We start from the raw sequence: 18,897 nt of genomic DNA, 5'->3' as shown, positions 1-18,897 counted from the left end.
CTGACTATCCGTCAGATTAGCTGTAGCCTTCGCGGCTGTCAGTACTGGCGCACCCCCGGAGGTGGCGATGGCGGCAACGCTCAAGGACGCTACGGCAATCGTCGGCATCGGCCAGACCGCCTTCGCCAAACGGCTGCCGGCGTCCGAGAAGGAACTGGCCTGCCGGGCCGTCCTCGCGGCCCTCGCCGACGCCGGCATCGAACCGTCCGAGGTCGACGCCTTCGCCTCCTACACGATGGAGGAGACCGACGAGGTCGAGGTCGCCAAGGCCATCGGCGCCGGCGACGTCACCTTCTTCTCCAAGGTCGGCTACGGCGGCGGCGGCTCCTGCGCCACCGTCGGCCACCTCGCCGCCGCCATAGCCGCCGGCCAGGCCACCGTCGGCGTCGCCTGGCGCTCCCGCAAACGCGGCTCGGGGCCCAGACCCTGGAAGAACACCGCCGTCCAGCTGCCCACCCCCGGCCAGTGGACCCGCCCCTTCGGACTGCTGCGCCCCGCCGACGAGATCGGCATGCTGGCGCGGCGCTACATGCACGAGTACGGGGCCACCCGCGACCACCTCTTCAACGTCGCGATGGCCTGCCGCAACCGGGCCAACGAGAACCCCGCGGCGATGATGTACGAGCGCCCGCTGACCCGCGAGATGTACATGACCTCCCGCATGATCAGCGACCCGCTCTGCCTGTTCGACAACTGCCTGGAGACCGACGGGGCGCTCGCCTGCGTGGTCGTCTCCGCCGAACGCGCCCGCGACTGCCGCCAGAAGCCCGTCTACGTGCACTCCGTCGCCCAGGGGCTGCCCTCCCAGCACCACGGGATGGTCAACTACTGGAACGACGACCCGCTGTCCGGCCCCGCCTGGACCGCCGCCCGCCACCTGTGGAAGCAGGCCGACTTCGGGCCGCAGGACGTGGACGTCGCCCAGATCTACGACGCGTTCACCCCGCTCATCCCGCTGTCGCTGGAGGGCTACGGCTTCTGCGGGCGCGGCGAGGGCGCCGCCTTCACCGAGGGCGGGGCACTGGAGACGGGCGGCCGGCTGCCGATCAACACCGGCGGCGGCGGGCTCAGCGAGGCCTACGTCCACGGGTTCAACCTGATCAACGAGGGCGTCAAGCAGCTGCGCGGCACCTCAACCGCCCAGGTGCCGGACGCCTCGACCTGCCTGGTGACGGCGGGCGAGGGCGTGCCGACGTCCGCGATCCTGCTGCGTGCGTGAGGAGCCGACCGATGACCACCGCCGAAGAGTCCCTCCTGCTGCCCGTGCCCGACGAGGACGGCGCCCCCTTCTGGGAGTACGCCGCCCGCGGCGAACTGCGCGTCCAGGCCTGCGCCGCGTGCGGCCGGCTGCGCTTCCCGCCCCGGCCCTGCTGCCCGCACTGCCGGTCCTTCGACTCCGAGTGGCGCCCGATGAGCGGCCGGGGCCGGATCTGGTCCTACGTCCGGCCGTACCCGCCGCTGCTGCCCGCGTACGCCGCGCAGGCCCCGTACAACGTCATCCTCGTGGAGCTGGCGGACGCGCCGCGGATCCGGCTGGCCGGGAACCTGGTCGCCTCCGCCGACGCCCCGCTCGACTCCGTGGACCCGGCCCGGCTGCGCATCGGCGCCCGGGTGCAGGTGGTGTTCACCGAGACCGGCGGGATGAGCGTGCCGCGCTGGATCCTGGAGAAGCCGTGACGCTGCGCGTGGAGCGGGACGAGGGGGCCGGGGTCGCGGTCGTCACCCTGGACCGGGAGCACCGGCACAACGCGATCGACCTGGAGACGGCCGCCGCGCTGGCCGCGGTGTGGCGCGAGCTGCGCTTCGACGCCGGCGTGCGGGCGGTGGTGCTGACCGGTGCGGGCACCGCCGCCTTCTGCACGGGGATCGACCGGTCGGCGCGGGTGCCGCAGCCGGCGTCCCCGTACTCCGTCGACGACCCGCTGACGGCGATCGGGCCCAAGGCGAACGACCTGTGGAAGCCGGTGATCGCCGCCGTCAACGGCATGGCCTGCGGCGGCGCGTTCTACCTGCTGGGCGAGGCGGAGTTCATCGTCTCCTCCACGAGCGCCACGTACTTCGACCCGCACACCTCCTACGGCATGGTCAGTGCCTACGAGGCCGTGTACATGACGCAGCGGATGCCCTTCGGCGAGGCCGCCCGGATGTCCCTGATGGGCACGGCGGAACGGCTCTCCGCGCGGCGGGCGTACGAGATCGGGCTGGTCTGCGAGCTGGCGGAGCCCGGGGAGCTGCTGGAGGCGGCGCTGCGCTCGGCGCGGACCCTGGCGGGGTTCCCGACGGAGGGCGTCCAGGGCACCGTGCGGGCCCTGTGGTCGGCGAAGCGGGCGGCGCTGAGCCAGGCCCTGGACCAGGCGCCGGCGCTGATCGCGCTGGGCAACCTGCCGCCGGAGCGGCAGGCGGAGCTCTTCGCGTCCCGGCGGCCGGGGGCGGAGTTCCGGCTGCGCTGATCAGCGGGTGCGGGTGGGCGCTGATCAGCGGGTGCGGGTGGGCCTGGGCGCGCCCGGCTTCGGGGCCCCCGGCTTCGGCACGGTCGGCGGGGCGGTCGCCTTCGGGGCGTCCGGCTTCGAGGTGTCGGGCGTCGAGGCGTCCCGCGTCGGCCGGGTCGGCTTCGGGGAGGCCGTGCCCGCGGCGGTCGACACCGGCCCGATCCGGCAGTTCTTCACCTCGCCGGCCTTCTCGGGCGCGGTCATGGCGATGACCAGGTCACCCCGTCCGCGCGCTTCGAGGGTCAGCTCCCCGCGGGCCGACTCCACGGTGACGCCGTTCGCGTCCTCCCGGTACAGCACCACCTCGAAGGCCGCCGGCCGGTCCAGGCGGGAGGTGACCGCGATGACGGTGGAGCGGCCGTCGGCGCCGCCGAGGCACGAGGTCACGACGGCCGTGGCCGGCTCCTGTGTGCGGCGGGGGGCGGGTGTGCTGTCGCCGCCCTTGCCGCTGCTGACGTGGCTCTTCTTCTTCGCGCTCTTCGAACTGGAGCAGCCGCCCCCGCCGCTGCTCTTCCCCTTGCTCTTCCCGCTGCTCCCGCCGCTGGTGGAGAACCCGGTGAGGGCCAGCACCACCGCCACGAGCACCGCGGCGAACCTGAGCCGTCTTCCACGTCCGGACATCATGACCTCGACCCCTCCCCGGGCGGCAAAGGCGGTCACCGTAGCAGGCGGCCCCGGCGAACGGCACTGCCCGACGTGTCGGCATTCACCACCCGACACCCGGAACGCACTCCTCCACTCTCTGCGCCACCAGCGAAGACGCCCCCCGGCCGGCGCTCGGGCCGCGGAAAGCGTGGTTGCATCCCGAGCACCGAACCCGGCGGCGAACCGCACCTGCCCGCGTCCCTTCGGTGGCCGCCAACCACCACGAGGAGCACGCCACCAGTGCGCACCATCGCCACCGAGATCGCCATCGACGCACCCCCCGAAGAGGTCTGGGCGGTTCTCACCGACTTCCCCCGCTACTGCACCTGGAACCCGTTCATCCGGGCCGCCGCCGGCGAGGCGGTGCCCGGGGAGCGGCTGACCCTCACGACGTACCCGCGGTCGGGCAGGCCGACGACCTTCCGGCCGACCGTCGTGGTGGCCGTTCCCGGCACGGAGCTGCGCTGGACCGGCCACTTCCTCGTCCGCGGCCTCTTGGACGGCGAGCACTTCCTGCGCCTGTCCGAGGGCCCCGGCCGCTCGACCCGGCTGCAGCACGGCGAGCGCTTCCGCGGTCTGCTGGTCCCCTTCCTCGGCCGGCTGCCGGCGGGGACCGCGCGCGACCTCACCGCGATGAACGACGCCCTGCGCGCCCGCGTCGAAGCGGCCCGCGCCACGTCCTGACGCGCCCCGCGTGCGACGCCCGGGGGCCGGGCGTAGCGTCGGGATCATGACCCCCACCCCCGAGGCCCGGACATGATCCGCAACGTACTCGGCTCGCTCATGGGCCTGATCGGAGCGGCGGCCGCCGTCTGGAGCCCCTTCCGGGCCTGGTACGACGGCCGTCGCGGGCGCGACTACCGGGTCGAGGAGCTGTTCTCCGGCCCGGGCATCACCGGGGACGGGGCCTCGCTGTGGGGGTCGCTGCTGCTGCCGTCCCTCGTCGCGGCGCTGCTCGTGCTGTTCGCGATCGTGCGGCGCTCGCGGCTGCTGATGGCGCTCGCCGGGGTCGTCGTGCTGGGCTTCGCGGTGCTCTGGGCGGTCCGCCAGGGGCAGGCGGCCGGGGGCCTGTCGGTCGGCTCCGACGGGACGGGCATCGGCGACGGCGTCGCCAACGCCTTCGGCGCGGGCGCGCTGCTCCTGCTGGCGGCGGTGGTCATGCGCGGCCGCCCCCGGCGGGCCCGCCGCGCGCTGCCGAGGGACACGACGGGCCCCGGGCCGGAGTACGGGAACGGCGGCGGCCCCGCACCCCGGTGAGGGGAGCGGGGCCGACCGGCGCGTGCGTGGATCAGGCCTCGACGGTGCCGGAAGCGGCGATCTCGATCTTGCCCTTGGTGGAGCCGGACGGGGTGCCCAGCTTCTCGATCTTGTCGACGATGTCCTGGCCCTGGACGACCTCGCCGAAGACGACGTGCTTGCCGTCCAGCCACGGGGTGACGACGGTGGTGATGAAGAACTGCGAGCCGTTGGTGTTGCGGCCGGCGTTCGCCATCGACAGCAGGTACGGACGGTCGTGCTTCAGCTGGAAGTTCTCGTCCTCGAACTTCGCGCCGTAGATGCTCTTGCCACCGGTGCCGTTGTGGTTGGTGAAGTCACCGCCCTGCAGCATGAACTGCGGGATGACGCGGTGGAAGCCCGAGCCGGCGTAGCCGAAGCCGTTCTGGCCGGTGGCCAGCTCGCGGAAGTTCCGGGCGGTCTTCGGGACGACCTCGTCGAAGAGGGCGAAGACGATGCGGCCGGCGGGGGCGCCGTCGATGTTGATGTCGAAGTAAACGTTGCTCATGGGTCCCATCCTGTCACTCCCGGTACGAACCGCACCCCGCCGGGGGCCGCAGACGCCCCCGTGGCGCGCCCGGCGACCCGTCCGGGTCACTCCGGAGGATCCGCCGGGACGCCTCGTGCCCGGGGCCGGGCCCGGGCACGGCGGCGGGCCCCCGCCGCCTCGTCCGGGGGCCGTTCGCGCGGGTCAGGCGCCCGTACGGGTGCCCGTGCCCTTGGCGGCGTCCAGGGCGTAGACGCAGCGGTCCTTGCTGCACGCGTAGACCACGCCCGCCTCCGCCACCGGGGCGCCGGTGATCTCGCCGCCCGTGGCCAGCTTCCAGCGGAGCTGCCCGCCGGCCGCGTCCAGGGTGTAGAGGCAGTGGTCGGCCGAGCCGAAGTGGACCCGGCCGTCCGCGACCACCGGGGGGCCGGTGATCTCGCCGCCCGCCGCGAACCGCCACTTCGGGGTGCCGGTGACCGCGTCGAGGGTGTACAGGGCGCTGCCGGCGCCCAGGTGGACGTTGCCGTTCGCCACCAGCACCGGGTCCACCGCCGGGCGCGGCTCGGTGGCGATGCGCCAGCGGTCCTTGCCGGTGGCGGCGTCCAGGGCGTAGACGGTGCCCAGGTAGTCGGCGAGGTAGACCCCGCCGCCGGTGACCGCGGGGCCCGGGGCGAAGGCGGGCGGCGCCAGGAAGACCGCCGGGGCCTCGAAGTGCCAGCGGACCCGGCCGGAGGCCCGGTCCACGGACAGCACCCGCGTGCCGGCCGCGACGTAGACGTTGCCGTCGGGGGCGGGGGTCACGCGGACCGGGACGTTGCCGCAGGAGGCCGCGTCGCCGACCGGGTACGACCAGGCCTCCTGCCCGGAGCGGGCGTCCAGCGCGCGCAGCCGGGCGTCCTGCCAGACGTAGACCGTGCCCTCGTGGAGGACGGGGGCGGCCTCCGGGGTCTCGAAGTCGGACTGGGCGCCGCTCAGCTCCCACAGCTTCTGCCCGCTCGACGCCTCCCAGCCCTGGACGCCCCCGCCGCGCGTGGCGGTGATGACGGTGCCCCGCTCGGCGCGCAGCGCGTACACCCAGGCCTCGGTGGACAGCCGCCACCGCTCGGAGCCGTCGGTTGCGTCGAGCGCGTACAGGGAGGGCCCGTCGGAGGCGTGGATGCGGCCGTCGGCGACGGCCATGGACCAGGCGACGTCCCGCGTCTTGAACTGCCGCCGGCCGCTGCCGACGTCCAGGGCGTGCACCTCGAAGGAGGTCACGTACAGCAGGTCGCCGGCGACGGTCGGGGTGCCCCACACCTCGTTGGACATGCGGAAGCGCCACGGCCGCCAGCGGCCGCTGTCCGGGGACGGCCCGGGCGCGGGCACGGACGGGGTGGCCACCGGGGCCGCGGCGGCAGCCGGGGTGCCGGCCGGCGGGCGCACCCAGCCGGTCGCCGAGTCCGCTGCGGCGAGCCCCGCCGGGGCGGAGGCCGTCGCGCGCGGGCCGGGCCCGATCGGCACCGGCGAGCCGCCGAGCCGTACGGGCATGCCGGGCATGGAGGACACCGGCACCGGGGCAGGGCCCTGGACCGGCACGGGAGCGGGGCCCTGCACCGGGGCCGGGGTCAGCGGCGGCCGGTCCGGCCGCGGCGGCGCGGCCTGCCCGGTCCGCGGGTCCACCCACGGGTCGGCGGCGCCGCGCGGGGGCCGGCGGTGCGTGGCGGGGCCGGCGGGCGGGGCCGACGAGCCGCCGGGGGCCCGGCCCGCCGGGGCCGGGGTGGTCCCCGTACGGTTGCCGGCCCGCCGGGCCTCGATCATCGCGACGGCCCGCTCCGGGAGCCACGCCGAGGCGGTCCCGCTGTCGTCGCCGCCGTCGAACAGGTGCGGGGCGAGCTGCGCCTGGAGGTCGGCGGGGGTCGGGCGCTGGGTGGCGTCCATCTGCATGCACGAGTCGATCAGCGGCCGCAGTTCGTCGGGCAGGCCCTCCAGGTTGGGGCCCTCGCGCAGCAGCATGAACACCGTCTCGACCGGGTTCGCCCCGTGGTACGGCGGGTGCCCGGTCGCAGCGAAGACGAGGGTCGAGCCGAGCGAGAAGACGTCGCTGGCGCCCTTGACGCTGCGCGAGTCCTTCGCCTGCTCGGGCGACATGTACGCCGGGGTGCCGACGGCGACGTTCGTCATGGTCAGGCGGGTGTTGGACACCCCGCTCGCGATGCCGAAGTCGATCACGCGGGGGCCGTCCTCGACGACGAGCACGTTGGACGGCTTCAGGTCGCGGTGCACCAGGCCCGCGCCGTGGATCGACTGCAGCGCCTCGGCGATGCCGGCCGCGAGCCACCGTACGGCCTGGGCGGGCATCGGCCCGCACTCGTTGACGATCTCCTCCAGCGAGGGCGCGGGGACGTACGCGGTGGCCAGCCAGGGCACCGCCGCGCGCGGATCGGCGTCCACGACGGCCGCCGTGTAGAAACCGGACACGGCGCGCGCCGCCTCCACCTCGCGGGTGAAGCGCACCCGGAACAGCTGGTCCTCGGCGAGTTCGGTCCGCACCGTCTTGATCGCGACCCGGCGCCCGGATGCCGACCGTGCGAGATAGACCAGCCCCATGCCGCCGGCGCCGAGCCGTCCCAGCACCTCGAAGGGGCCGATCCGTCTCGGGTCGTGCTGCGTCAGCTGCTCCACCACTCGCCTCCACTACCTCCCCGTACGGGCCCCTGCCGGACCCGCTTCCACCCGTGCGCGCCTGCCAGCCGCGCGCGCACCGGTACGACCCGATTCTGTCAGGCCCGCGCCTGGTCCGGCCCCGGCTGCGGGTGTGCGTTCGCGCGCGGCTCCGACAGGAGGGCGAACACGGCCCCCTGATTGTCGGCGACGACCGCGATCCGCCCGTACGGCGTGTCGAACGGGTCGGCGGTGACGCGCCCGCCGAGCCGCTGCACCGTGCCGACGGCGCGGTCGCAGTCGGCGACGGCGAAGTAGACGAGGAAGTGCGCCGGCATGATCTCCGGGAAGGCGTCGGTGATCAGGCTGCGCCCCAGGACGGCCGTGTCGGGGCCGGGCGCGCTGCCGGGCGGGGACCAGACGCGGTACTCGACGCCGCTCTCGGAATCGTCCTGGTCCTGGGGGACGTAGCCGAAGACGTTGGCGTAGAAGACGTCGACGGCGTCGCGGGCGCGCGTGTAGACCTCGGCCCAGCAGTACGTGTTCGGCTCGTCCTGGGCGTCGAAGCCGTGGTGGGTGCCGGGCTGCCAGAGGCCGAAGACGGCGCCACCGGGGTCGGCGGCCATGGCGGCGGTGCCGTACGGGCCGACGGGCTGCGGGTCCATCACCATCTGGCCGCCGGCGGCGCGGATGCGGGCGGCGCAGGCGTAGGCGTCGGAGGTGTACAGGTACACCCCCCAGACGGTGGGCATGCGGCCGTCGGGCTTGGGGGCGAGGGCGGCGACGTTGCGGCCGTGGCTGTAGGCCTGGGTGTAGTGGCCGTACTCGGGGCCCGAGCTGCCGCCGAAGGTCCACCCGAAGAGCTCGCCGTAGAAGCGCTTGCCCGCCTCGACGTCCGGGAGCGAGGCGTCGACCCAGCAGGGCGAGCCTTCCGCGAATGCGGCTGCGGCCATGGGGCGGGTTCCTTCCGTCGTGCGGGGCGGTGCGCGTGGTGCGGTGGGCGCCGGGTGGGGCGGGTGCCGGCCGAGGAGGCCGGGGGCGGGTTGGACCGGTTACGCGTCCTCCGTACCGCTTCGGGCTGCTTGTCCCGGCAGCACGCCTTTCATGCCTGCGCTCCATGGTCCGCCCGAAAACTTGTCCACAGCCTGTTGACAAGACTATTCGGGGGATACGCCACGATACGGAGCGGCCCGGCCCGGCCCACCGGGCGGGGACGGCGCGCGTCCGGCGCCACCGGTCCGGTTCGGCCGGAATCCGCCGCCGAGGCCGCCCCGAGGGCCCTTATGGGCAGGTCGGCGGCCCCTTGACCCCATTTGCAGGCGGCCGAATAGCGCGCCGATCCCCCCTCGGTAAGCTGACGGCATGACAGGACAAGTACGCACCGTCGACGGGCGTGTCGCCGGCCGGCGCGGCCAGGCGACGCGGCAGAAGCTGCTCGACTGCCTCAGCGAGATGCTCAGCTCCTCGCCGTACCGCGACGTCAAGGTGATCGACGTCGCTCGCAAGGCCGGTACCTCCCCCGCGACCTTCTACCAGTACTTCCCGGACGTCGAGGGCGCCGTCCTGGAGATCGCCGAGCACATGGCCACGGAGGGCGCGCAGTTGACGGCGCTCGTCGAGGGCCGCAACTGGGTCGGCAAGGCCGGCTGGGCCGCCGCCGAGGAACTCGTGGACGGGTTCCTGGAGTTCTGGCGCAGCAACGACGCGATCCTGCGGGTCGTCGACCTCGGCGCGGCCGAGGGCGACAAGCGCTTCTACAAGATCCGCATGAAGATCCTGAACTCCGTCACCAACTCCCTGACGGAGTCGGTGAAGGAGCTCCAGGCCAAGGGCAAGGTCGACAAGGACCTCAGCCCGGCGGCGATGGCGGGCTCCCTGGTCGCGATGCTGGCCGCGGTCGCCTCGCACCAGAAGGGCTTCCAGACCTGGGGCGTCAAGCAGGCCGAGCTCAAGCCGAACCTGGCGCTGCTCGTGCACCTGGGCATGACCGGCAAGAAGCCGACCAGGTGACGGCGGACCCCCTGGAGGGTCCGCCACCGGCCTCGTACGGCCGTCCTCCCGCGGGACGGGCCGTGATCAGCGCCGCTCCAGGCGGAACAGCCTGATCTCGCGCTCGATGCGCGCCTGGTACGTCGCGTACGGCGGCCAGAACCCCAGCACCGCCCGCCACGCCGCCGCCCGTTCGTCGCCCTCCAGCAGCCGGGCCCGTACGGCGATGTCCTGCCCCTGCCAGCTCACGTGCGCGTCCGGGTGCCTGAGCAGGTTCCCGGTCCAGGCCGGGTGGCCGGGCCGGCCGAAGTTGGAGCCGATCAGCAGCCAGCTCGTGCCCCCGTCCTCGGGCATGCACGCGAGCGGGGTGGTGCGCGGCTCGCCGGTCCTGGCGCCCTTGGCGGTGAGGACGACCCCGGGCAGCATCCGTGCGCTGAGGAGCACCTTTCCCCGGGTCAGCCGGTGCACCGCCTTGTCCATGGCGGGGATGAAGTGCGGTGCGATCTTGGCGAAGAGGAGGGTCGAGGAGACCTTCTGGATCAACGTGACGCCGGGAGCCATCAGACGGCCGCCCTCTCTGGGGTCGCGGACGGGCCGAAGAGGCCCGCGTGGTGCGCGGCGTGCGCGCGCAGGCGGTGGACGGGGCCGAAGAGCAGTTCGTCGGCGGCCGCCCGCTTGAAGTAGAGGTGGGCGTCGTGCTCCCAGGTGAAGCCGATGCCGCCGTGCAGCTGGATCGCCTCGCCGGCGGTGGTCCGCAGGGCTTCCAGGGCCTGGGCGAGGGCGAGGCCGGCCTGGGCCGGGTCCCAGGCGGCGTAGTAGGCGGCGGAGCGGGCCGCCTGGACCTGGACGTAGAGGTCGGCGAGCCGGTGCTTGACCGCCTGGAAGGAGCCGACGGCCCGGCCGAACTGCTCGCGCTGGCGCACGTACTCCACGGTGCGGGCCAGCGCCCGGTCGGCCGCGCCGACCGCCTCGGCGGCGAGGACGGCGGCCGCGGCCCGGCCGGTGGCGGCGAGGGCGGTGAGGGTGGCGCCGGGGGTTGCGCCGCCGTCCGGGCCCAGCGGTTCGGCGGGTACGTCGCGCAGCTGGAGGCGGCCCTGCGGGCGGGTCTCGTCCAGGGTCGTCTGCCGGGCCCGTACGAGGCCGGGGGCGTCCTCCCGTACGAGGAAGAGCAGGGTCCGGCTGCGGGCGAAGCCGCCGGTGTGCGCGGCGACGACGAGCAGGCCCGCGCTGTGCCCGTCGAGCACCTGGGGCACTTCCCCGTACAGCCGCCAGCCGTCCCCGGCCGGGTGCGCCTGCACCCCGCCGGCGCGGCCCCCGCCGGCCCAGTCGCCGGGGGTGTTGTCGCCGGTCAGGGCGAGTGCGGTGGCCAGGGCGGTGCCGGGGACGGCGAGGGCGGCCGTCAGCTCGCCGGCCGCGAGCGGCGGCAGCAGGGCGGAGCGCTGGCCGGGGGTGCCGAGGGCGGCGACCAGCGGCGCGGCGAGGGCGGCGGTGGCCAGGAGCGGCGAGGGCAGCAGCACGCGCCCGGTCTCCTCGCAGGCCAGCGCGAGGTCGCCGGGGCCGCAGCCGACACCGCCGTACTCCTCGGCGACGGCGAGGCCCGGCAGCCCGAGCCGGCGGGAGAGCTGCTGCCACAGCTCGGGGTCGTGTCCCTCGGCGGTGCGGACGGCGGCTTTGACCTCGTCCGGGCCGCTGCGTTTGGCCAGGATCTCGCGCAGGGTACGGCGCATCTCGTCCTGCTCCGCGGTGAAGGCGGCATCCATCGTCGGGCTCCTCCCCGTATCTGACGGGGCGTCATGTTAGGGCGGCGGGGATGAGATGCACAGGGGGCGGGGGCCCGGGGGTTCCGGGGCGGCGGGCCCCGGGGGTTCCGGGTGCGGGGTGGTTGTTGCGGCGCGCCGCGGGCCCCGGGGGCTCCGGGGGGCGGGGCGGGGGTCGCGGTGCGCCGCGGGCGCCGGGCGGCAGGGCTCCGGCGCATGCGGGCCGACGGCGGTCTGGCTTCTGACGTACCGTCAGATGTACCGTCCCCCCATGCCTGGACCCCTGTCTGCACCCCCGTCCCCCGCCGCACCCCGCCGCCGGGTCGCGGTGGTCGGCGTCGCCCTCTCGGACTGCGGCCGGGTCGACGGCCCGACCCCCTACGCCCTCCACGCGCAGGCCGCCCGCCGCGCCCTCGCCGACTCCGGCCTGGACCGCTCCGTCATCGACGGCTTCGCCTCGGCCGGCCTCGGCGTCCTCGCCCCGGTGGAGGTCGCCGAGTACCTCGGGCTGCGTCCCACCTGGGTCGACTCCACCTCCGTCGGCGGCTCCACCTGGGAGGTCATGGCCGCCCACGCCGCCGACGCCATCGCCGCCGGCCACGCCAACGCCGTCCTGCTGGTGTACGGATCCACCGCCCGCGCCGACATCAAGGCCCGCCGCCGCACCGCGAACCTCTCCTTCGGCTCGCGGGGGCCGCTGCAGTTCGAGGTGCCGTACGGACACACCCTGGTCGCCAAGTACGCGATGGCCGCGCGGCGGCACATGCACGCGTACGGGACGACGCCGGAGCAGCTCGCCGCGGTGGCCGTGCAGGCCCGGGCGAACGCCGCGACCAACCCCGACGCGATGTTCCGCGACCCCCTCACGGTGGACGACGTCCTCTCGTCGGAGCCGATCGCCGAGCCCTTCACGAAGCTGCACTGCTGCATCCGCTCGGACGGCGGCTGCGCGGTGCTGCTGGCGGCGGAGGACTACGTACCCGACACGGCGAAGGAGCCGGTCTGGGTCCTGGGGACGGGCACGTCCGTCTCCCACACGACGATGTCGGAGTGGGAGGACTTCACCGTCTCCCCGGCGGCGGTCTCGGGCCGCCTGGCCTTCGAACGCGCCGGCCTGACCCCGGCCGACGTGGACGTCGCCGAGATCTACGACGCCTTCACCTACATGACCCTGGTGACCCTGGAGGACCTCGGCTTCTGCGCCAAGGGCGAGGGCGGGGCCTTCGTGGAGAAGGGCCGCCTGCTCCGGGAGGGCGAACTGCCGGTCAACACCGACGGCGGCGGCCTCTCCGCCTGCCACCCGGGCATGCGCGGCCTCTTCCTGCTGGTCGAAGCAGTCCGCCAACTCCGAGGCGAAGCGGGCCGGGGCCAGGTCACCAAACCCGGCGGCCGACGGCCGCAGGTGGCGCTGGCGTCGGGCACGGGAGGGTGGTTCTGCTCCTCGGGGACGGTCCTGCTGGGCCGGGGGTAGGAGCCCCGCCCCCTGGACCGGGCGGGAGGGGGGATGGGGGCTTCCCGTCTCAGCGACTGGCGGACGTCTGGGGGGGTGCATGCTGGGGGCCGATGAGAGGGGCATGGACATGCAGTGGAAGATCCACGGGGAACGTCCGATCTACGAGAACCACTGGTTGAACGTGTGGTTCGCCGACGTGGAGACGCCCGATGGAAGCCGCTTCGAACACCACGTCGTCAAGTTGCGGAACCTGGCGGTGGCCGCCGTGGTCAACGACCGGCGAGAGGTCCTGATGATGTGGCGCCACCGCTTCATCACCGACACATGGGCCTGGGAGCTCCCCATGGGCCTGGTCGAGGCGGACGAGACCCCGGGTGAGGCCGCCGCCCGCGAAGTCCTCGAAGAGACGGGCTGGCGACCGGGTCCGATGAAGCCCCTCGTCTACGCCGAACCGGCAGCCGGGATCACCGACTCCCAGCACCACCTCTTCCGTGCCGACGGCGCCACGTACGCGGGACCGCCGACCGAGCTGAACGAATCGGACCGGATCGAATGGATCCCCTTGGCGGACATCAGGGGCATGATCGACCGTCGTGAGATCGTCAGCAGCGGCTCACTCGTCCCCCTGCTCTACGTCCTGATGGACGAAGGAATCCGCTGACCCCGTCACCCCGGACAGCGATCTGACACCTCTACCGGTCCCGGACGCGCTCCTGATCGTCATTCGGTGCAGGTATCAGCCCATGTCGGCCGCCAGTCGCCGAGACGGGAGGAGCGCGTAGCGATCTGTCGCGTCTGGGCCGCGCAGGTGGTTGCCACCGGTCCGGAATCACTGATGTGGGGCCCGGATGCCCGAGGGGTCATGGCCCCTGACCCCTCGCCTCGTCCCTGAGGGAGCCGCTCCTCGGACGTATCCCTGGTGACCGTTCTTTTGGGGGCTTCCCGGCAGTCTTTCGGCTTTCCGGGGCGGGTCGGTCGGTCAAGGGTCGCCGAAGGCGATCGCGAAGCGACGCGACCGAAGGGAGCGCCCTTGAGGGACCGGCCCGACACGGAATGACGATGGGACTGACGGGAAACCCCCGAACCAGCCCTGACACCGCCCAAGAGGGCACCGCTCCCCACCCCCGTCCCACCCCCGTCCCCTACCAGACCAACGCCTCCAGCGGCCGCCCGTCCCGGGCTATGCGCACGGTGTGGGCGGTGTGGTCGAAGTCGGTCAGCTCGATGTGGTCCGGGTCGGACCAGGCGGCCTGGAGGACGCCCTCCGGCCACTCCTGGTCCGGGCCCGAGCGGTACTCGGCGACCGGCCAGCGGCGGGCCGTCGGGAAGGGGCCCGCGTCCACATAGATCCGCCAGACCGGGTCGGTCAGCGCGTCGGTCCGCTCCACCACCAGCCGCCGCGGCGAACCGTCCGGGGCGGCGACGTCCCACTCGCGGTCCGGGAAGGGGTCGGCGGCCAGCCCGTACGCGGGGACGGCGAGGGCCCCGAGGGCCGCTGCCCCGGCCAGGACCTGGGCGGCCGCCGTGCGCACGTCGGCGCGGCGGGAGCGGAGCAGGGCGCCCCCCGTGAGGACGACGGCCGAGAGGACGGCCAGCAGCACGGGGTGGTTCAGCTCGGCCGCCAGCGCCAAGCCGCCCGGGCCGTCGTACAGCGGGGCGATGGCCGCGGTGGCTGCGCCGGCTCCGGCGAGGGCGAACAGCCCCCACCCGGCGGCTCTGTACATGTCCATGACCCCGCACCCTAGGTGCTGTCCGGCGGATCGTGGCCGGCGGTGCCGACCCGCTGGAGCGACCCGCCGGGCACCAGCTAGACCAGGTCCGCCGGTAAATGCCTCGACATCGCGCGCAGTGATCGGCGACGCTTCGCGCGATGACGAAAATCGACGACACGCCGCCCGCGTGGGACGAGCGCACCCAGCTCACCACGTTCCTCGACTACGCACGCACCACCGCCCGCGCCAAGTGCGACGGCGTCTCCGCGGAGAACGCCCGCACGGCGCTCCTGCCGGGCTCACCGCTGATGACCATGAGCGGAGTGATCAACCACCTCCGCTGGGTCGAGTACTACTGGTTCCAGGTGGTCTTCCTCGGCGAGGAAGACCGGGGTCCCTGGACCGAGGAGGACCCCGACCGCGAGATGCGCATCGCCGTCGACTTCCCCCTCGCGCAGTTGCTCGACGAATACGCCGACCAGAGCGCCCGCTATCGCGAACTCGTCGCCGGCAACGGCCTGGACGAGCGGGCCCGGCGAGCCGTCCGCAACGGCCTCCACGTCGACCTGCGCTGGATCCTCCTCCACCTCACCGAGGAGACGGCCCGCCACAACGGCCACCTGGACATCCTGCGCGAGATGCTCGACGGCACGACCGGCCCTTAGGCGGCCCGGCGGTCTCCCGGCACGGCACTAGCCTGGGGCGCATGAGCGACAGCAGCGCATTCCACGAGGTCCTGCACTCCCTGCGGGTGTGGGACGTCCCGCTTCCCGGCTTCGATCCGGCGGCCGCGCCCGGTGAGCCGCTGGAGCTGTTCCGGGAGTGGTTCGTCCACGCCGCCCGGGCGGGGCAGGCCGAGCCGCACACGATGAGCCTGGCGACGGTGGACGCCGAGGGGCGGCCCGACGTGCGCGTGCTGATGCTGCACGACGCCGACGAGCGGGGCTGGCACTTCGCCTCGCACTCCACGAGCGCCAAGGGCCGTCAGCTGGCCGGCCGGGCGGACGCGGCGCTCGGCTTCTACTGGCCGGCGGTGGGCCGGCAGGTGCGGATCCGGGGACGGGTCGTGGCGTGCGGGCCCGACGAGAGCCGGGCTGACCTGGCGGTGCGCTCGCGCGGGGCGCTGGCGGCCGCGCTGACGGGCCGGCAGAGCGAGGTGCTGGACTCCGCCGACGAGCTGGCGCGGGCGTCGGCGGCGTCGTGGGAGCGGGCGGGGGCGGAACCGGACGCGCCGGCGCCGACCTGGACGCGGTACGTACTCGAGCCCGCCGAGGCGGAGTTCTTCCAGGGTGACGCCGCCCGCCGGCACGTCCGCCTGCGCTACCGGCGCACGGACGGCGCCGCCTGGCTGCGTGAGCTGCTCTGGCCGTAGGCCGCCTCTTCCCGGGAACTCCAGGCGTCGGCCGCACGAGCCGAGCCCTGCTCCCGCGGCCGGAAGACCGCCACCCAGACGCCCTCCGCCGCCTCCCGGAAGGCGACCCGCAGGGGCATGCCGATGCGCAGGTCCCCGTACGGGCAGTCGACGACCTCGGTCATCATCCGCGGTCCCTCCGCGAGGTCGACGACGGCCGCCGCGTAGGGCACGCGCGTGCCGAAGGGCGGCAGGTCGTTGCGGTGGACGACCGACCAGGTGTAGAGCGTCGCGCGGCCGCTCGCCGCCTCCCACGTCACCCGGTCCTCGCCGGCCCAGCAGAAGGGGCAGAACTCGCGCGGGTAGTGGTGGGCGCGCCCGCAGTCGGCGCAGCGGCGCAGCAGGAGGCGGCCTTCGGCCGCGGCGTCCCAGTAGGGGCGGGTGAACTCGTCCGCGTCGGGGAGGTCGTACCGTACGGCGCTCACAGCAGGATTCCGATCGTCGCGTCGAGGGACCAGGTCTGCCAGGACACCGTGAAGAGGGCGACGAGCGAGATGAGCGCCATCATCGAGTTCTGTCCCTGCTCGGCCCAGTCGTGGATCATCAGGACGAGGTAGAGCAGGTTCAGCAGCAGCCCGCCGACCAGGGCCACCGGGGTGAGGAGTCCGAGCACCAGGCCGAGTCCCAGGGCGAGTTCGGCGTAGACGACGACGTACGCCATCAGCCGGGGCCGGGGCTGGACGACCTTGCGGAAGCCGCCCCGTACGAAGGTCCAGCGGTGCTTCCCGGCGACGTCGGCGGCCCAGGCGATGCCGGTGCCGCGCTGGAACCAGGCCTTCTTGTCCTTGTGCCGCCAGCTCTCCAGCCACCACAGGCCGAGGCCTATGCGGAGCACGGCGAGCCATTCGGCCCCGGTGAGCCAGACGGTCTGCATGGGGGCGCCCTCCTCGATCTGACGGTACGTCAGTTCAGCGGATGGTGGCCGATCCCGCAAGGGGCCTCACACGCCCGAGAACAGGCGCCCGTACCCCTTCACCCCGTCCACCGGCTCGCCCGCCGCACGCAGGGCGGCCCACAGCAGCACCTGGTTCGCGGTCAGCACCGGCCGTTCCAGCTCCGCCTCCAGGGCCGCGATCACCCCGACGGCACGGAAGCCGTTGCCGCCGACGACCACCGCCTCGGCCGCGTCGGGAACCTGCTCCAGCACCCAGCCGTACAGCGCGTCCGGGCGGATCAGCGCCTGCCCGCTGGGCAGCCCGCACGGGGCGGCGTACACGACCTCGAACCCGGCCTCCTCGTAGTAGCCCCGCCCCAGGTCGCTCAGGGTGGCGTCGAACCACGGCGGATCGACCAGCGCGAGCCGCCCCGCCCCGAGCGCCGCCAGGGCCTCGACGGCGGCGGCGCAGGTGGCGACCACGGGCCGCCCGCCGGCCCGCTCGCGCAGCCGGTCCAGCATGTAGGCCTCCCCGCGCGCGCCGATCACGTACGCGGAGCTGGTGAAGGCGTACGCGATCGCCGCCACCGGCGCGGCCGCCAGCAGCTCGGCGGCGTCGTCCACGTGCGGGGGCTCGGCGAAGGCGCGCACCGGGGCGAGCGGCACGGTGAGCCCCATCGCGCCGCCGGGCCCCATCGCCGCGAACGGCACCCGGGCCACGTGCAGGCCGACGTCCGCCGGGGCCATGGCGCGCAGCTCCGATTCGGGGCCGACGTCGGCGTGGGGGGTGAGGACACCGAGGCGGACGCGTACGTCCCACCCGTCGGGCTGCCACATCGCGCACTCCTCTCGGGGGCTGAACGCCCCACTTTGTCAGCATCCGCCCCGTCCGCACGACGGGCCGCGCCGGACCGGCCCCCGCCCGTGATCGATCCGCAATCGATTCCCTCCTCGACCGAGACCCATCAACGCTCGGTGGCGATACGCTCACTCCCCATGTCCGAGCCCGCGCCCGACCTGACCTCCACCCAGCCCCGCCCCGTGTACGTGATCGGCGCGGGCCCCGGCGGCCTCGCCGTCGCCGCCGCGCTGCGCGCCCGCGGGGTGCGCGCGGTGGTCGTCGAGCGGTCCGGGGCGGTCGGCGCCTCGTGGCGCGGCCACTACGAGCGGCTGCGGCTCCACACCACCCGGCGGCTGTCGGCCCTGCCCGGGCTGGCCATCCCGCGCCGGTTCGGGCGCTGGGTCGCGCGCGCCGACGTGGTGCGGTACCTGGAGCAGTACGCCGAGTTCCACGAGCTGGAGCTGGTGACCGGCGTCGAGGTGTCCCGGATCGAGCGCGCCGCCGACGGGCAGGGCTGGACCCTGCACGCCTCGGGCGGGCGCCTGCTCGCGGCCCGCGCGGTGGTGGTGGCGACGGGCTTCAACCACACCCCCGCGCTGCCGGACTGGCCGGGCCGCGCGACGTACACCGGGCAGTTGCTGCACGCCCGCGACTACCGCGAGCCGGCCCCGTACGCCGGCCGGGACGTGCTCGTCGTCGGCGTCGGCAACACCGGCGCCGAGATAGCCGTGGACCTCGCCGAGGGCGGGGCGCGGCGGGTGCGGCTCGCCGTGCGCACCGCTCCGCACATCGTGCGCCGCTCCACCCTGGGCTGGCCGGCGCAGCGCACCGGGATCCTGGTGCGCAGGCTGCCGGTGCGGTGCGTGGACCGGCTCGGGGCGCTCGCGGCCAGGGCCGTGCCGGACCTGTCGGCGTACGGCCTGCCGCGCCCGCGGACGGGCCTGTACAGCAGGGTGCGGGAGGGGGCGGTGCCGGTGCAGGACGTCGGCCTGATCAGGGCAGTGCGCTCGGGCCGGGTGGAGCCGGTGGCCGCCGTGGCCGGCTTCGACGGCGCCGAGGTGGTCCTGGCGGACGGTACGCGGATCACCCCGGACGCGGTGGTCGCGGCGACCGGCTACCGGCGCGGGCTGGAGGGCCTGGTGGGGCACCTGGACGTGCTGGACGAACGCGGCCGCCCCATCGCCCACGGCCCGCGCGCCCCCCCGGAACGCCCCGGGGCTGTACTTCACCGGGTACACGAACCCGATCAGCGGCATGTTCCGCGAGCTGGCCCTGGACGCCGTACGCATCGCCAGGGCGCTGTCCTAGAGGGCCGAAACCAGCC

The 18,897-nt window shown here is 74.4% G+C and carries 20 protein-coding genes and 1 pseudogene; 11 read left to right on the top strand and 10 right to left on the bottom strand.

Features of this window, described 5'->3' with window-relative positions; translation table 11 throughout:
• The first annotated feature begins 67 nt into the window (after positions 1 to 67).
• From AB0D45_RS16705 to AB0D45_RS16695, 3 genes are read left to right on the top strand one after another with little or no spacing between them, the layout of a single operon-like run.
• Positions 68 to 1,219: a lipid-transfer protein gene (locus AB0D45_RS16705; protein ID WP_362459371.1), complete on the top strand. Its 1,152-nt coding sequence runs from the start codon at positions 68 to 70 to the stop codon at positions 1,217 to 1,219.
• Positions 1,220 to 1,230: 11 nt separating this feature from the next.
• Positions 1,231 to 1,677 carry an OB-fold domain-containing protein gene (locus AB0D45_RS16700; RefSeq protein ID WP_361605708.1) on the top strand — a complete coding sequence of 149 codons (447 nt, stop codon included), beginning with the start codon at positions 1,231 to 1,233 and terminating at the stop codon, positions 1,675 to 1,677.
• Positions 1,674 to 2,450, top strand: a complete 777-nt coding sequence (locus AB0D45_RS16695) for an enoyl-CoA hydratase/isomerase family protein (protein WP_361605711.1) — start codon at positions 1,674 to 1,676, stop codon at positions 2,448 to 2,450. The genes AB0D45_RS16700 and AB0D45_RS16695 overlap by 4 nt, the downstream gene beginning before the upstream one ends.
• A gap of 24 nt (positions 2,451 to 2,474) precedes the next feature.
• On the opposite strand, the gene AB0D45_RS16690 is transcribed toward AB0D45_RS16695, so the two are convergent.
• On the bottom strand, positions 2,475 to 3,149 hold the full coding sequence (locus AB0D45_RS16690; protein ID WP_362459367.1) for a hypothetical protein: 675 nt from the start codon (positions 3,147 to 3,149) through the stop codon (positions 2,475 to 2,477).
• A 225-nt stretch (positions 3,150 to 3,374) separates the two neighbouring features.
• Here AB0D45_RS16690 and AB0D45_RS16685 point away from each other — a divergent pair, with 225 nt between their 5' ends.
• Complete coding sequence (locus AB0D45_RS16685; protein WP_362459364.1) at positions 3,375 to 3,818, top strand: SRPBCC domain-containing protein; 444 nt, start codon at positions 3,375 to 3,377, stop codon at positions 3,816 to 3,818.
• A 72-nt stretch (positions 3,819 to 3,890) separates the two neighbouring features.
• Positions 3,891 to 4,391, top strand: coding sequence for a hypothetical protein (locus AB0D45_RS16680; protein WP_362459361.1), 501 nt, complete (start codon positions 3,891 to 3,893; stop codon positions 4,389 to 4,391).
• 31 nt (positions 4,392 to 4,422) lie between these two features.
• On the opposite strand, the gene AB0D45_RS16675 is transcribed toward AB0D45_RS16680, so the two are convergent.
• From AB0D45_RS16675 to AB0D45_RS16665, 3 genes are all read right to left on the bottom strand, one after another.
• Positions 4,423 to 4,917, bottom strand: a complete 495-nt coding sequence (locus AB0D45_RS16675) for a peptidylprolyl isomerase (RefSeq protein ID WP_361605723.1) — start codon at positions 4,915 to 4,917, stop codon at positions 4,423 to 4,425.
• Between the two features lie 183 nt (positions 4,918 to 5,100).
• Positions 5,101 to 7,557 carry a PQQ-binding-like beta-propeller repeat protein gene (locus AB0D45_RS16670; RefSeq protein ID WP_362459358.1) on the bottom strand — a complete coding sequence of 819 codons (2,457 nt, stop codon included), beginning with the start codon at positions 7,555 to 7,557 and terminating at the stop codon, positions 5,101 to 5,103.
• Between the two features lie 98 nt (positions 7,558 to 7,655).
• Entirely contained in the window at positions 7,656 to 8,489 is an 834-nt protein-coding gene (locus AB0D45_RS16665; protein WP_362459355.1) for a VOC family protein, read from the bottom strand.
• Between the two features lie 409 nt (positions 8,490 to 8,898).
• Between AB0D45_RS16665 and AB0D45_RS16660 the strand changes: the two genes are divergently transcribed.
• Positions 8,899 to 9,546, top strand: a complete 648-nt coding sequence (locus AB0D45_RS16660; protein ID WP_362459352.1) for a TetR family transcriptional regulator — start codon at positions 8,899 to 8,901, stop codon at positions 9,544 to 9,546.
• Positions 9,547 to 9,612: 66 nt separating this feature from the next.
• Here AB0D45_RS16660 and AB0D45_RS16655 read toward each other — a convergent pair whose 3' ends face one another.
• Complete coding sequence (locus AB0D45_RS16655) at positions 9,613 to 10,086, bottom strand: nitroreductase family deazaflavin-dependent oxidoreductase (protein ID WP_361610801.1); 474 nt, start codon at positions 10,084 to 10,086, stop codon at positions 9,613 to 9,615.
• A complete protein-coding gene (locus AB0D45_RS16650) occupies positions 10,086 to 11,285 on the bottom strand; it encodes an acyl-CoA dehydrogenase family protein (RefSeq protein WP_362459349.1) in 1,200 nt (399 codons plus the stop codon). Before AB0D45_RS16650 ends, AB0D45_RS16655 begins: the two co-directional genes overlap by 1 nt.
• A 268-nt stretch (positions 11,286 to 11,553) precedes the next feature.
• Between AB0D45_RS16650 and AB0D45_RS16645 the strand changes: the two genes are divergently transcribed.
• Both AB0D45_RS16645 and AB0D45_RS16640 read left to right on the top strand, forming a co-directional pair.
• Positions 11,554 to 12,753: an acetyl-CoA acetyltransferase gene (locus AB0D45_RS16645; protein WP_362459346.1), complete on the top strand. Its 1,200-nt coding sequence runs from the start codon at positions 11,554 to 11,556 to the stop codon at positions 12,751 to 12,753.
• Between the two features lie 109 nt (positions 12,754 to 12,862).
• The gene (locus tag AB0D45_RS16640; RefSeq protein WP_362459402.1) at positions 12,863 to 13,396 is read left to right on the top strand and encodes an NUDIX hydrolase; all 534 of its coding nucleotides are present in this window, start codon (positions 12,863 to 12,865) and stop codon (positions 13,394 to 13,396) included.
• Positions 13,397 to 13,877: 481 nt separating this feature from the next.
• Here AB0D45_RS16640 and AB0D45_RS16635 read toward each other — a convergent pair whose 3' ends face one another.
• On the bottom strand, positions 13,878 to 14,465 hold the full coding sequence (locus tag AB0D45_RS16635) for a hypothetical protein (RefSeq protein WP_362459344.1): 588 nt from the start codon (positions 14,463 to 14,465) through the stop codon (positions 13,878 to 13,880).
• A 140-nt stretch (positions 14,466 to 14,605) separates the two neighbouring features.
• Here AB0D45_RS16635 and AB0D45_RS16630 point away from each other — a divergent pair, with 140 nt between their 5' ends.
• Both AB0D45_RS16630 and AB0D45_RS16625 read left to right on the top strand, forming a co-directional pair.
• Complete coding sequence (locus AB0D45_RS16630) at positions 14,606 to 15,112, top strand: DinB family protein (protein WP_362459342.1); 507 nt, start codon at positions 14,606 to 14,608, stop codon at positions 15,110 to 15,112.
• A gap of 41 nt (positions 15,113 to 15,153) precedes the next feature.
• On the top strand, positions 15,154 to 15,819 hold the full coding sequence (locus tag AB0D45_RS16625; RefSeq protein WP_362459339.1) for a pyridoxal 5'-phosphate synthase: 666 nt from the start codon (positions 15,154 to 15,156) through the stop codon (positions 15,817 to 15,819).
• On the opposite strand, the gene AB0D45_RS16620 is transcribed toward AB0D45_RS16625, so the two are convergent.
• The 3 genes from AB0D45_RS16620 to AB0D45_RS16610 form a co-directional block, all read right to left on the bottom strand.
• The gene (locus AB0D45_RS16620) at positions 15,768 to 16,283 is read right to left on the bottom strand and encodes a Zn-ribbon domain-containing OB-fold protein (protein WP_362459336.1); all 516 of its coding nucleotides are present in this window, start codon (positions 16,281 to 16,283) and stop codon (positions 15,768 to 15,770) included. The genes AB0D45_RS16625 and AB0D45_RS16620 overlap by 52 nt on opposite strands.
• Complete coding sequence (locus tag AB0D45_RS16615; protein WP_361601015.1) at positions 16,280 to 16,732, bottom strand: DoxX family protein; 453 nt, start codon at positions 16,730 to 16,732, stop codon at positions 16,280 to 16,282. The genes AB0D45_RS16620 and AB0D45_RS16615 overlap by 4 nt, the downstream gene beginning before the upstream one ends.
• Positions 16,733 to 16,798: 66 nt before the next feature.
• Positions 16,799 to 17,569, bottom strand: coding sequence for a maleate cis-trans isomerase (locus AB0D45_RS16610; RefSeq protein ID WP_361601012.1), 771 nt, complete (start codon positions 17,567 to 17,569; stop codon positions 16,799 to 16,801).
• Positions 17,570 to 17,728: 159 nt separating this feature from the next.
• On the opposite strand from AB0D45_RS16610, the pseudogene AB0D45_RS16605 reads away from it, so the two are divergent.
• A pseudogene (locus AB0D45_RS16605) lies at positions 17,729 to 18,881 on the top strand (NAD(P)/FAD-dependent oxidoreductase).
• The last annotated feature ends 16 nt before the right edge of the window (positions 18,882 to 18,897 follow it).

The organism is Streptomyces sp. NPDC048352 (assembly GCF_040651895.1).
Classification (GTDB): domain Bacteria; phylum Actinomycetota; class Actinomycetes; order Streptomycetales; family Streptomycetaceae; genus Streptomyces.
The sequence above is the reverse complement of the archived record's forward strand: the minus strand, read 5'-3'. Positions and strand labels throughout refer to the sequence as shown.